This window comes from Nostoc sp., from assembly GCF_036917455.1.
Taxonomy (GTDB): domain Bacteria; phylum Cyanobacteriota; class Cyanobacteriia; order Cyanobacteriales; family Nostocaceae; genus Nostoc.
On the sequence record NZ_JBALDK010000214.1, the window covers coordinates 1 to 13743 of the forward strand.

11 protein-coding genes are annotated in these 13743 nt (G+C 40.2%); 1 reads left to right on the forward strand and 10 read right to left on the reverse strand.

Features of this window, described 5'->3' with window-relative positions; translation table 11 throughout:
• Positions 1-140: 140 nt before the first annotated feature.
• The 6 genes from argC to egtD all read right to left on the reverse strand — a co-directional run bounded on the left by argC (position 141) and on the right by egtD (position 8943).
• Positions 141-1112 (reverse strand): N-acetyl-gamma-glutamyl-phosphate reductase, encoded by a 972-nt coding sequence (gene argC / locus V7K42_RS23110; protein ID WP_334919679.1) that lies wholly within the window; start codon positions 1110-1112, stop codon positions 141-143.
• Positions 1113-1353: 241 nt separating this feature from the next.
• On the reverse strand, positions 1354-2868 hold the full coding sequence (gene glpK, locus V7K42_RS23115) for a glycerol kinase GlpK (protein ID WP_334919626.1): 1515 nt from the start codon (positions 2866-2868) through the stop codon (positions 1354-1356).
• A gap of 130 nt (positions 2869-2998) precedes the next feature.
• Complete coding sequence (locus V7K42_RS23120) at positions 2999-4168, reverse strand: helix-turn-helix domain-containing protein (RefSeq protein ID WP_334919627.1); 1170 nt, start codon at positions 4166-4168, stop codon at positions 2999-3001.
• Between the two features lie 1087 nt (positions 4169-5255).
• Complete coding sequence (locus tag V7K42_RS23125; protein WP_334919628.1) at positions 5256-6548, reverse strand: hypothetical protein; 1293 nt, start codon at positions 6546-6548, stop codon at positions 5256-5258.
• A gap of 860 nt (positions 6549-7408) precedes the next feature.
• Positions 7409-7603: a hypothetical protein gene (locus V7K42_RS23130; protein WP_334919629.1), complete on the reverse strand. Its 195-nt coding sequence runs from the start codon at positions 7601-7603 to the stop codon at positions 7409-7411.
• Positions 7604-7908: 305 nt separating this feature from the next.
• Positions 7909-8943 carry an L-histidine N(alpha)-methyltransferase gene (gene egtD / locus V7K42_RS23135; RefSeq protein WP_334919630.1) on the reverse strand — a complete coding sequence of 345 codons (1035 nt, stop codon included), beginning with the start codon at positions 8941-8943 and terminating at the stop codon, positions 7909-7911.
• Between the two features lie 176 nt (positions 8944-9119).
• Here egtD and V7K42_RS23140 point away from each other — a divergent pair, with 176 nt between their 5' ends.
• A complete protein-coding gene (locus V7K42_RS23140; RefSeq protein WP_334919631.1) occupies positions 9120-9953 on the forward strand; it encodes a nucleotidyltransferase domain-containing protein in 834 nt (277 codons plus the stop codon).
• A 240-nt stretch (positions 9954-10193) separates the two neighbouring features.
• On the opposite strand, the gene V7K42_RS23145 is transcribed toward V7K42_RS23140, so the two are convergent.
• The 4 genes from V7K42_RS23145 to V7K42_RS23160 all read right to left on the reverse strand — a co-directional run bounded on the left by V7K42_RS23145 (position 10194) and on the right by V7K42_RS23160 (position 13586).
• Complete coding sequence (locus tag V7K42_RS23145) at positions 10194-10574, reverse strand: DUF423 domain-containing protein (protein WP_334919632.1); 381 nt, start codon at positions 10572-10574, stop codon at positions 10194-10196.
• 72 nt (positions 10575-10646) lie between these two features.
• Entirely contained in the window at positions 10647-11126 is a 480-nt protein-coding gene (locus tag V7K42_RS23150) for a hypothetical protein (RefSeq protein WP_334919633.1), read from the reverse strand.
• A 514-nt stretch (positions 11127-11640) separates the two neighbouring features.
• Positions 11641-12327, reverse strand: a complete 687-nt coding sequence (gene bchM, locus V7K42_RS23155; RefSeq protein ID WP_334919634.1) for a magnesium protoporphyrin IX methyltransferase — start codon at positions 12325-12327, stop codon at positions 11641-11643.
• 269 nt (positions 12328-12596) lie between these two features.
• Positions 12597-13586, reverse strand: a complete 990-nt coding sequence (locus V7K42_RS23160; RefSeq protein WP_334919635.1) for a DUF4351 domain-containing protein — start codon at positions 13584-13586, stop codon at positions 12597-12599.
• Positions 13587-13743 lie beyond the last annotated feature (157 nt).

The following is a 13743-nucleotide window of genomic DNA, read 5'->3' on the forward strand; positions in this document are numbered from 1 at the left end:
TCAATCACTTGTCTAGACTGAGTTTTACACGATTTTGACCACTGCAAACACCACGCTTGACAATTTCCCCTTTTCCTTAACTTGTCACCAATGATCGAGATGTAGTGAGAAATCTGGGTTCTCTATTCCTTAATGCTTTTTTATAACAATCCCAATTCTTCTGGAAAGCCCAGCATGATGTTTAGGTTTTGGATTGCGGCTCCTGATGCGCCTTTGCCTAAGTTGTCGAGACGAGCAACTAGCAAAGCTTCTTTGGTGGTGTCATTGGCGAATACAAAAACCTGAACAATATTGGTGCCATTCACTGCGATCGCATCCAAAAATACTCCGTCTCGCAGCAGAGTAGAATCTTGATATGGAGCAACCTGCACAAATTTTTCACCTTGGTAGTAATTAGCGATCGCTTCATAGATTACTTCACCTGATGGTGGATTATCCAAAGTTCCTAGTGGTAAAGGAACTTGAACTAGCATCCCTTGCTCAAAATCCCCTACTGACGGTACGAACAGTGGCGGCGATGCTAACCCTGAATAATAATGCATTTCCTTGACGTGCTTATGTCCAAACTGCAAACCGTATATGCCATAGGGATATAGTGACTCGCCCTCAGCTTGCTGTTCGTGGAAAGTATGGTATTGATTGATGAGATTCTTTCCGCCACCAGAGTAACCCGATACTGCATTAACAGTGATGGGAAAATTATTTTTTAAAAGTCCCTTAGCAATTAACGGACGGATACAGGCTAAAAATCCTGTGGGATAACAGCCTGGATTGCTGACAAACTGGGCGCTGGCGATTTTCTCTCTCTGTCCTGGATTGAGTTCAGGGAACCCATATACCCAGCCATTAGCTGTGCGATGGGCACTACTCGCATCAAGAATCTTAACCGTAGTACTACTTACTAAGCTAACAGCTTCGCGGGCTGCATCATCAGGTAGGCAGAGAATAACAACATCGACGGCATTGATTAGTTTAGCTCGCTCACTTGCATCTCTACGTTTAGATGCCTCAATGCTAACTAACTCGATATCATCCCGTTGATTGAGACGTGAGTAAATTTGTAAGCCTGTGGTTCCTGATTCGCCATCAATAAAAATCTTAGGTTTAGTAATCATGCGGGAAGCATCCTTAGATGTAAGTAGTATTTTAAAACAGCTATAGCAATCCGATTTGATTTCTGAATCACTCGTAGAGGTAAGGGATTGGGGACTGGGGATTGGGGACTGGGAAGAGAGAGAAAAATAGGTGGATTAATTACAGCACTGGTTTTGCACGTGGGAGTGCGCGATCCACGTTATTTGGAACAAAATTCTAGTACCCATTCGGTTGAAGTTTTGCCTGAGCAGTAAGCATTTACTCCTCCCAAGCGAGAGTACGTTTCACTGCTTTTTGCCAAGTACCAAAGTTGGACAATGGGTCATTGCTTTTTGGCTCAAACACACGCTCAATTTGTCGTTGCTGCACCAGTGCTTCATAGCTCTCCCAAAATCCTACAGCTAAACCTGCTGCAAATGCTGCACCCTGAACAGTCGTATCGCGCATTATCGGCCTTTCAACTGGAATACCTAATACATCAGCCTGGAACTGCATCAAAAAATTATTCTCACAAGCACCACCATCTACGGTTAATCGACCAACTGGATTACTACTAGATTCATTAATTGCTTGCACTACCTCCAGAACTTGATAGGCGATCGCTTCTAACACGGCGCGTACTAGATGCTCTGGTTGGACGCTGGCGGTAATGCCGAAAAAGGCTCCCCTAGCACTCATATCCCAATAAGGTGCGCCTAGTCCACTAAATGCAGGCACAAAGTAGACTCCGCCATTATCTTTGACCTGATTTGCCATCGTTTCACTTTCAGCAGCAGTTTTAATCAGTTTGAGGCGATCGCGCAACCATTGAATACACGCCCCACTAGTAAACATACTGCCTTCTAAGGCATAGCCTACATCTAATGCTCCGCTTGAATTTGCTTGTGTCCATGCCACAGTGGAAATAAGTTGATTGGGCGATCGCACAATTCGATCGCCTGTGTGAGCTACCAAAAAGCTGCCAGTACCATAAGTGCATTTCATCAAACCGGGGCGATCGCAGCCATGACCAAATAAAGCCGCTTGTTGATCTCCCAAGATAGCTGTAATGGGAATTTCAGCGCCCAACAAAGTAGTATCGGTAACTCCAAATACTCCTAAACTAGGCTGAATCTGAGGCAAAATATCAGCCGAAATCTGAAACAGATCCAGTAATTTCTCATCCCACTCACAGGTTTTGAGATTCATCAACATTGTCCGGCTGGCGTTGCTGTGGTCGGTGGCATGGACTTTCCCGCCTGTGAGATTCCACAACACCCAGGTATCAATAGTGCCTGCTAAGACATCGTTTAGGTCAACATCTGTAACTTTGTCTAATAGCCACCTGAGTTTGGTAGCAGAAAAATAAGCATCAATGATTAATCCAGTGCGATCGTAAATTTCATCACCATAGCCTTGCTTTTGTAACTGGTGACAAAGGGGAGCAGTACGGCGATCTTGCCAGACGATCGCTCTATGGAGTGGTTTACCAGTAGTTTTGTCCCAAATCAAGCAGGTTTCGCGCTGTACAGTTAGTCCCAAAGCTGCGATCGCTGATGGAACAACCTGGGCATTTTTAATCGCGGTTTGCATCACCCAACACGTATCTTTCCAGATTTGTTGAGGATCGTGTTCTAACCATCCGGGCTGCGGATAATACTGAGTTAGTTCTTTATATGCCTGCCCAACAATCTTGCCGTCGGCGTTAAATACAAAGGCGCGGTTGCCTGTTGTACCTAAGTCTAGTGCTAAGATGTAGCCCGATGATGGAGTTGTGTTGCCAAGTGTGTGCATAGCTGCTTTAAAATGCTGCGTAGGTGTAGCCCGCCGTAGGCATCGCGATTTTAGCAATCCGCATTAAATCAGATATACATTATTTTGTGTACCTTTAGGTCATATTTCCTCACCAGAAATCTATCTGTAATTAATCGAAATCTCTTAAAATAATGTGTTTTTTTAAGTCAAAACTGATAATACCTTCTTCTTGTAATTTGCCCATCAATCGTGTAATTGTTACTCTAGTAGTACAGCAGGCGCTAGCAATATCTTCGTGAGTAAAGCGAACACTTAAGCGAGTTCCCTCCGGTACACTTTCACCCACTTCTCGTTTTAAAAGTTTTAATAGATAGTACAAGCGCTCTTGTATTCGTCGCCTTCCAGAAATGACTAAAAAAGACTCTGTTTGCCGTAATCTCTGATTGATTTTTGGTAAAAGCGTATGGCTCAGATTTGGAGAAGCCTCTATCTCTGCCGCGTAAATTGATACCAACTCAACATCAGATAAGGCTGTTGCTTGGTAGATGTTTAGAGAAGTCAAACTAGAGCCAAAAACCATTCCTGCTGTTGCTAATCCTATCAACACTTCTTCACCCGTTTCACAGTAGGTACTGAGTTTGACTAAACCCTGAGAAACATACCAAATGACTAATGGATTGAGGGGAATAGTTTCACCTTTATAATGTTTATGCACGTGGCGATCGTTGAAGAAATCGCCGTCATTCTTGACTATTCCTGATTCTAAGTACTGACGGTCACTAATATTACGTACTATCCAGCGCAGAGAGATTGCCTTATCTTGCTGATTGCGGACAACTGTCACTGTCAAAGCTGCATCAAAAAATTCGCCATAACGTTGTTGCAAGCGTACCAATAACTCTCTAACTCTGTCTGACTGGGATAACTGGATGAGTTCGCTGTAAACCTGTTGACGTTCTTCTAGAGGGACAAAGTTAATCATTGGTTTGCCCACCAAAAAATGCTTTGAAACATTGAGCAACTTAGCTGCGGTATGATTAGCTTCTTGAATGATTCCTTCTGTATTAGTTACTAAATAGCCATCTGGCGCAAACTCAAATAAATCTTGGTAGTGTTGGCGTTCTGCTTCTAGCCAGTTCCGTGTTTGTACAAGTTCCTCGTTTTGTTGATACAGTTCTTGTGCCGCTAACTTTACTATCTTTGAGTTGTTGTAAAGTTCTTTAAAAGCTTGCGGCAGTAGATCCTCTGAAATCCAAGGTAATACATTAGCAGTTTGGTATAAATCTGCTAAACGCTTCTGCAATGTTTCTGCGCGTTGAATAAATTTTTCTATGTTCACCTTAAATTACCGCTACTTGTTTGCAGAGGTTGAGCAAAAAAAATATACCAGTAGGAAATTACAGAGTGCCCATTGATAACTGTAGTTATTCAGATACTTTTTTACAATAAAGTCTACGGTATTTTGCTAAGTATTACTTCTACCTTTGGTGGGACAATTCTATAAACTCAGCTAATAAAAACACCAAAATATGCTGACCTAAGATTATGCTAATTTATGAATAAACTGATAAGCCAGTAAAAACGGCGAGTAGCAGACAAACTAGATAATAAAGCATAAATCGGAAAAATTCTGGACTCAACCTTTGTTTAACTCACTTTGTCATTCCCCCAATGAATGATTTAGTGTTAATGATAATTATTTTTAATATTATTAAGATGATAACTGATAATATTTTCCTCACCTTCCATCACAAGAATCAATCCACTACTACTAAAGACATATAATTTAAGTTAAGCTTGCTTGTGTTCATAAACACATTTATTAGTAATAATTTTCATAACAAAATTCCTAACTTCTTTAAAAAGCAGCAAATAAGAGCCTTTCGGTTTTCAAATCGATTATGTAACTCTTTAGTACAGGCAAAAGTAAAACCGAAGTCGACCAGTCGCAAAAGATACTTGATGGAATTATAATTACTGAATTATCTTTGATAAATTAAAAAAATTCGTATAGAAAATCACGTAACAACTTAACAATTATCCGCCTCTTTAGTTAGAGGATAAATGAGATAGTCAGCTGGTGTAATTTAACAATGCGTAACAGCTAATCAACGCGCAAGTCATAAGGAGTGATGGGTGAGGTGTCAATACGATAAAATCTCGTCACTCCTTTTTATCTACTCCAATTTGCAGCGCTTTTCAAGTAATTGAACTGCACTGTACAAGTTGTGGTCTAAATGGATGTTTTAAAAATCCCTTTGTTCGTATCAAAATGTCCTAGATCCCTCTAAATCCCTCGGTAAATTGCGTGACTTTGATTCCGGTTCTTCCTTTTTAAGGGGGTTAGGGGGATCTAGAAGTGCTTAAATCTAACAGCCAAACACTTTTCAAACAACCTCTAAATACCTGAAATATCCGGTATTAGCTTAACGGATGCCATCATTATCAATGGCGCTGTAACTATCGCTGGGGAAAAGCCCCAACCAAGGGTCAGAACTAGGAGTTAAAAATAGTTGGGCGTATACTTGCTCATTGAGCGCTTCCACACTCCTTGTTTGCTTACCTTGGATAAACCATTGATGAATTTGGTTGTGTAGCATATATTCATTTCTGACTGTATCTAAAGCCATTGTGGTTTCAAATTTTTTTACTATTATCGGTAAATTATCTTCTTCAGTGTTGACAGAGTGAGACCTTTTAGCCCTGATTAAAGAGATGCTGTTTTGGTCTAGCTTGACATCTGCGGCATAGAGTTGAGCGATTTTGTTCCAAACTTCCTGGTCGGTAATTTTAGCTAAGGCGTTCTGATTCCGTTCAGCATCAGACTGGAAAGCACTCAGCATTGGCGTTTCAACTCTCATCTTAGAAACTGCTAGAGAACTTGCTATTTCTGCTGTTGGTGGCTGACTGGGATTGCTGGGAATTTTCACCAACTTAGGAGGAGACTGAATACCCAGGCGGGATAAATCTGCAACCCATTGGGTTTGGATAGAATTTAGGCGATCGCTGTGGTATTTTCTTAAATAAGCCTCGCGATCGCTTGGTGTCAGTTTACTATAATTTTTTACTGCTACTTCAGCCTGCTGTAACTGACGCAAAAATGCCTTGGGACTATACAACCCTGGAATTGCATCGATTGGACGACCCGATGCATCTAATATATAGTGAATGCTATTTCCTGTAATCGTCCGCTCCAATTTGCGTCCGTCGCCAAAATCAATTGTTACTTTAGGTACAGGGCGTACTGATTGCCAGTGCAAAATGAAGTGGTCTTGAAGCAGTTTAGAAATTTCACTATTTGGATACAGTGCTACCCTGAAGAACCTACTATTAGCACAACTCAAATCTTGATCCAGCCTACCTAGCAACCGCAGAGATAAAATAGGTTTGCCACTGGTTCTAGCAGCCGCCTTGGCTTGCTCTATATCAGTGTACCAGTACAGACGAGAGGCGTAACAGTCTCGTTGTTGGCAGAGTTCATCTAAAGCTACCCGAAGTTCAGGCGAAGGTACGGCTGCATCTAAAGAATTGATACTTAGCGTATTAGCATGTGATTTGAGAAATACTTGTAACCCGCTTGGGCCTTGTTTCCGAAGTACAGAAACTTCTTGAGATAGCTTGGAAATTTCAGCTACAGGAGTTTGAGCATCAGCTGTCTGCAAAAAACTGAAACCGATTAGCATGAGGGCGAAAGGATATTTGAAGGTTCTAAATTTCATATATTTTCAGAAAAATAGGGGCGTGGGTGTCGCTATTACTAACTAGAGAAATCTAGTCTAACTTGTAAGAATCCCCGGATGCTCTGAAAGTTTCAGGTGGGATAGTAAACCTTAAAATATCGACATAAGATCAAAAAATTATCACTTTATTGCTGGCTGATTCTTCCGAACCGAACGGAATGCTGCTTTAGGAGTTCTAGAGATAAACGATTAGTATCTATTACTGAACGTACACATGTATTTATTACAGAAGCTGCTTCATAAAAGTCAGGTTTTATTAAAAGTTTATATACTTTCTGCTTTAGTTACTTAAATATGTGACTTAAGAGTTGATTCCTATAAAGTAGCTTATTAAAAAAATCAGTAATTTTTCTCTTTTCTTAACAATCTAAATACAACTAAAGTATTAATGGTTGTGCTGGCTTAGTTGATGAACAAAAACGTCAACTCTTCCAGATGTATCTAATTGCTAACTCTCTATCAGACTGATTCAGCAGTTTCAAAATGACTGCTCTCTTTTGATTAAAGAGAAAATTTCATTATCCTTAATTTATAAGGGATTTGATTGGGTACGCTCCAGTCTTTTTAGCTAATTAATGTCCTACCAAGTGCTATTAATTATCTAATCAAACCTGAAAGTCAGGTTTGATTGAATAGAAATGCCATGATTTTATGGTGAAGTTACGGTTTTATTTATAACTAAGAACCAGCACAACTTCTTGAAACTTTGAATATTTTCCAACCATTTTGCCAATCTCTATGCAACAATATTTTTATCGTTTGCTCATACTAGCATTAGGAACAACTTCGATTTTCATCATTACTCCGTGTCAAGGTCAAACTCCGGTAAAGCCCAACAGTCAAAATCCTGAAAATATTAGCTCCATCTCTTCAAATTCATCTTCGGCTATTCCATTGAGTGATTCTGCCAATTCTACTAATAACAAACCAGCTATCATCTCTGAGGCAATTAATAACTCTTCTACTGCTAATACCAATATAACTACAACTAAGCCAAAGCCACGGATTCCTATATCCAGCAGAATTTTTCCCACAGCTTCGATGCAGCAATAATCAGTGGCTAATATTTACATGATGTGCGATTTTGCTAGTAAAAATATCACTCCAGCAAAAGAAATTTTAATTATTCTTTTTTAGTAGGGTGAGATGAATATTATGCATAGCGGTTCTTGTTTGTATGCAATATACCCTGACTTCACTCCCATCGCTCTCTCCTTTAAGAAGAGAAGAATGGAAGTGTTACTCCTCAACGCAACAAGGGTTGGGGCTGTTTTTGCTAGGGTCTATATTGGACTTAACTGAGAACCGCTATACTATGTGAGGCATAGCTTAATTTGCTTTATGCTTGCATTTGACAGAGCAATAAACCAAACCATTGATTTGGATCTGTCCACACTTCAAGAGGTGATAAACCCTGTGCGGAGAGTTGCTGCTTGATAGTATCGAGGTCAAATTTGCGGGAAATTTCGGTAAGGATAGTCTCACCTAGTGCAAAATTAACCTTGAGATTAAGAGCGTGTAATTCTACAATTTGCGATCTCAGGCTGCGTAAATGCATTTCTATTTGCTGCTCACTTTGATTGTAAAACGCCCAGTGTTCAAACTGCGTGGGGTCAAAATTTCCGTCAAAGCGCTGATTTAAATGCTCCAGTATATTGAGGTTAAATGCTGCCGTCACTCCCTGACTGTCGTTATAAGCTGGTTCCAAAATATGTTTCGGCTTTTGTAAATCTATCCCCAACAAGAAATACTCACCTACTTGCAGGGCTTCTGTAATTTCCGAAAAGAAGACATCACATTCATCAGGTGTAAGATTACCTAAACTGCTACCAATAAAACAAATCATCCTGCTGGGTAATTGCGTCGGTAGGAGTTGTGCAAGCGCTAATTCATAAGTTCCCGCTAGTGCATAAACTTGCAGTAAAGGATAATCTCCCAATAACTGCTTGGCGCTAGTCTCCAACATACCTGCACTCACATCAATTGGTAGGTAATGCAGAGAATAGCCTAGATTCTGGTAGGCATCTAGTAAAATCCGGGTTTTGGTAGAACTACCACTACCAAGTTCTACCAATTCACAAGGGCCAGTAATCTTAGCAATTTCGCCAGCATACTGCTGTAAAATCGTTGTTTCTGTGCGTGTAAGATAATATTCTGGTAAATCACAGATTTGCTCAAATAGCTCAGAACCACGGTCATCATAAAAGTAAGAAGGGGGTAGAGATTTAGGTGTTTGAGTTAATCCCTTCACAACATCACTCCCACTACTAGGTGCAACTATTTGAGTTGCTCCTAGCAAACGCTGTATCTGCAAGCGTTTTTCAACGCTGTTTTGAGAAGTAACATTACTGTTAACAGCTTTAGATATCGACATTAAACCTCCGTATGCTTGGCGTAATAAGTTACCTTTGATGGCAAACCTTTACTCCAATAGTGAAACACATCGTCATAGCTAATAAAATCATGCTTGAGCTATATAGCTCAAGCATTAAGACAGAAGATGCTCGTAATGACTCAGGCGAACCGAGGTAAGAAAGTAAACAGCAGATAATGAATATTCCACCTTCACTTAACACAATTATTGGGCAACAGCCTTACCCGCTTTTATTTACCATCATCAGTGGTTCCCACTTGTATGGTTTTCCGTCGCCTGATTCTGATTATGACTTGCGTGGTGTGCATATTTTACCAGTTCAAGAAGTGGTGGGATTAGAAACTGGTAATGAAACTATTGAAATTTCAGAAGTTCGTGAATCTTTGGAAATTGATTTAGTAACTCATGATGTCAAAAAATTCTTTTTGATGCTACTTAAAAAGAATGGTTACGTGTTAGAACAATTATATTCACCTTTAATATTAACAACTTCACCAGAACATCAAGAATTAAAATCTATTGCTAAGAATTGCATTACCCGTCACCATAGTCACCACTATCTTGGTTTTTCCGCAACCCAATGGAAACTTTTTGATAAAGACCAGACGCATCGAATAAAGCCATTGCTTTATGTTTATCGAGTTCTCTTGACTGGGATTTATCTGATGCAAACAGGGGTAGTTGAAGCTAATTTAATTAAGCTGAATGAGGTTTTTAATTTACCATATATTCATGATTTAATTGCCCAGAAACTAGTGGGTAAAGAAAAGTCTATTTTATCTGATGTTAATGTAGATTTTCATAGAATAGAATATGAACGTCTGCGTAATAAGTTGCAAGAGGCGTATGAATCTAGCCAATTACCTGAAGTACCTTCAGCGAATGTGGCTTTGCATAATTTGTTAGTACGCCTGAGAGGGGGAGCAACGCGAAAAAGTGAGATCCTCGTGAAAAGAGCAGGGGAGGCAGGGGTAGCAGGGGGAGCAGGGGGAGTGAAGAGAAAACTTTAGTCTTTTTTACGACCTTTATAGCTATAAATACACTTATTTCTTTCTCTTCCCCTGCCTCAATAGCATCCCCTGCTCCCCCTGCTCACAAAATCGCATTGCTCCCCTTGAGAGGGAGGAGCGATTAATATTGATTACTTTTTATACTTGAATGTTCCTTTCCCTACTTTGGAAGGAGAGAATTGAGACTCTAATAAATGGAGTTAGGAGTCAAAAACTCTTAACTCCGCATTTCTAAATTTTTTACAACTTCAAATTCCAAGCAGCAAAAGCTAAAGTACCCCAACCAGCAAGAAAAGCTACACCGCCGAGTGGTGCGATCGCTCCCAAGGATTTAATACCGGTTAAACTAAGGGCGTACAAGCTACCTGAAAAAATAGCAATACCAATGATAAACAGCCATCCACTGGCGATGAGAGTGGGTTGAGGGGACTCGGTGCGGCTAATTAGTATTGCTACTAAAAAAAGTGCCAGAGCATGATACATTTGATAGCGAGCGCCAGTTTCAAAAATTTCTAGCGATCGCTCACTAATTTTTTCCCGTAAGGCATGTGAAGCAAAAGCACCAGCAGCAACTGACAAACCGCCTAAAATAGCAGCTACACTCAAAAAAATCTGCGTCATTAGACTTAGCCGTAAGTTGATTATTAGTCATTTGTCATTGGTCATTGGTGAATAACAAAGGACAAATGACAATTAGACATCAAAATGATATGATACAGCCCCTTCTTCGTTCACTTTAAAGTTTGCATTGAATTCTTTAGCTTTTTCATCTAAATAGTGTCTGGCGTGGGTTGCGGGTAGTTGTGATTGCATTGCAAAGCCTAAAACAGTTACACGCCCATGATTTTCTTCTAGCATCTCATAAAAAATCGATTGCAGGCGATCGCTAACTTGTTGTTTAAGCGCCTTTTTCTCTTGCCGACTTTGACGATACAATCCCAATGCTAACCATGTCCCCAATGTTAAAGTTGGCACACCAAAAATTAAACCACCAACAGCAGCATTATCATCTTCGTAAGTAGCATTTGGCGCAGTAAAATCATACTTGTCTGTGGGTATTAAGATGGCATTACGTGTAGCAAATTTTTCTAATATAGCTGTTGCTGATAGCGTGAGAAACATGAATCCGAGTGTCAGTAGCCAACCAGCAGCCAATTTTTCAGCAGTTTTCATAGTTTCACTTCAGATTTACACTTTGCTAGCGATTTTAACCTTACTTTCGCAAAGCTTCCAATACATCAATCTACTCCCAGCGACGATTTTTTAGCTTTTGCATCAAATTTTTTGCCTGCCTTTGTTGAGGAAGCAAGGGTATTAAGTACATGCAACATACCCAGCAATCATGTAAGATTTCGACAAATTAAGCCATTTGATAACACCGAAATTGAACAATTCCTGCAACCATTTAAATCAGCATCCCCAAAATTTTGAACCAGCTGTATCCTCTATCAAAGCTTCTAAGGATAAAATTTATCGGAATACAAGGTAAATCTGGTTACTTTCTGGAATTATTTTCTTAGGATCGGCTGCGATCGCCATCGCTTATTTTATGATATTTACTGATGCTCCCAATCAGAGCGATAAGCAAAATCAGAATTTAGCGCCAACTACAATACTTACCAATGTTAAGCCTTGAAATTGTCAAATCGCAGCAAAGGTAAATAGACCTCTTGCTGCGATTTTCACCTTAGTTGCGTGTAGCTTCCAGCAGGCGGGAAAAATAGAAGCGAGTCTTCGTCATCGCCTTTCGTTGCAATGAAAAACCATTAGTTTCTAAAATTTTCACCACATCAGCCTCACGATGCAAATATGCACGAGTCGCTTTACTTGGCCCGGGAAAGAAACTACCAATTTTCTTGAGTATAGTCAGAGCGCAGGTTTTGGGCGCAAAACTAAGAATTATCCGCGACTGTGCCAAGGAACAGAGATGAGAAATCATCTCATCGGCTTTTTCTTGGGGGTAGTGGATGAGAACATCCAAGCAAATAACGGTATGGTAACTCCCACTTAACGATTCCAAATCCTGCACGGCAAAACTGGGATTTTCATCATTTGGCAAGGTTTGTTTGGCTCTATCCTTGCCTTCTTCCACCATTTTCTCAGAAATATCGGCGGCATAGACCTTGGCACCATCTACCGCTAGGGGAATGCTGAGACTACCGACACCACACCCAGCATCGCAGATTGATAGCTCTGGTAAATTGTTATCAGCCTTCAGCCAACCGATAACTGTATCCACGGTTTGCTGGTGTCCATTGCGAATATCTAGTTGGACTTTATTGACTTCGCCATCGCCGTAAATTCGCTTCCAACGGTCAAACCCTGTGGAATTGAAATACTCACGAACAATCGTTTTATCGTCGGCTGCGTTCATAAACTCTGATTTTTAGGGGTTCCCAATGCTTAAAATTATCATTGATAGCAACCCATAAGAGCGGTCTTCCAGATTTTTCTAAATATGGTGGACAGAAGTAGGGGGCAAATATGTATACCTCTAATTCATTTAAACAATAACCGCTATTTTTAAGAAAATATTGTTGTTTTATGACTTATCGAGCGCATTTACTACTATTTAAACATCTATTCTTTTTGTTACTATAAATTTCATTTAACCAAACTGAGTGTAGGAAAGGTGCGATCCCACTAAACTGTTTGATGAGCTTGTAGCCAATTGAGCAAATCAGCGATCGCACTAAAATCTAATAAAGCCTCACCCAGTGCTTCCAACTGTTCTAGAGAAAGACTTTGAACTCGTTCCCGAACTTCGTCGGGTAACTCTCCTACCCGTTTTTGTAGCTGTCGTAGGACGAGTGCTTGCTCACCTTCCTGTTTTCCTTCCTGTTTTCCTTCTTCCTTTCCTCGCTCGTAGCCAATGCGCTCGCCTGTAGTGATGTAACTCATGGTACGCTCCTGCTCGAATAACTTAAATTCTTGCCAAAATTCTGCTTCTAACGCTTTTGGTAAAATCATAACCCAATCGATAAAACGGTAGAGGTTGCGAATATCCCTTTCTTGCAGTCCTTGTTCATATAATCGCCGAATTAAGCTAAATTTCCAATTTTTCCGTTCTCCTGGCTGTTTACTAGTTTGCTGGGTTTTCAAATGTGCCATTATCACCGTTGCAAATGGATTATCGCTATTCTCTAACTCTGTCCATTGTTGTTGATAATCCAGCAGTTTGATAGTTCCAAATCTAAAATTAAGACCACAATCGGGATAATTGTAACTGTATTGATTTGGTCTCCAAGTAGAGTCAGCATCACACAAAATTGCTAGGCTAATGGCTGGGCTAATGGCTGGTTGAGCAAATTTGTCAAAAATTCGCAGGTTGTAAGAAAACATCCTTTGAGCAAAGATATCTTCCGGTTTGGCCTGAACTTCGACATGAATCAACAGCCAAATTTCCTCTCCTTGAATTTGCCAGACTTTGACTAACTTATCTGCATATCTTCTACCAAGTTCAGCGTCTCGTGCTATTTGTTGAAATTCCTTGTCGAGAAACTCGTGGGGACGTTCCCAATTAATTAGTGCTGCTGTTTGGGGGAAGAAAAACTGCATTGCTTGGGGAAAGTAGGCTTCTAATATTTCTTTCCACGGCGAATCGTTATCGGCTCTTTGTCGTTCCTCGATCATCAGTTGATTGGTAGATTCATGTTCTTAATAGTAAGGTGTGAGCAGCTAATATTTTTCAGTAGATTGAAGTTCCTCGATTTTCGCGTACATTCCCTTTAGCTTATAAATTCAGTCAAAAGGCGATTTGATGCTTAAGGTTGTTTTTGGTGCGATCGCT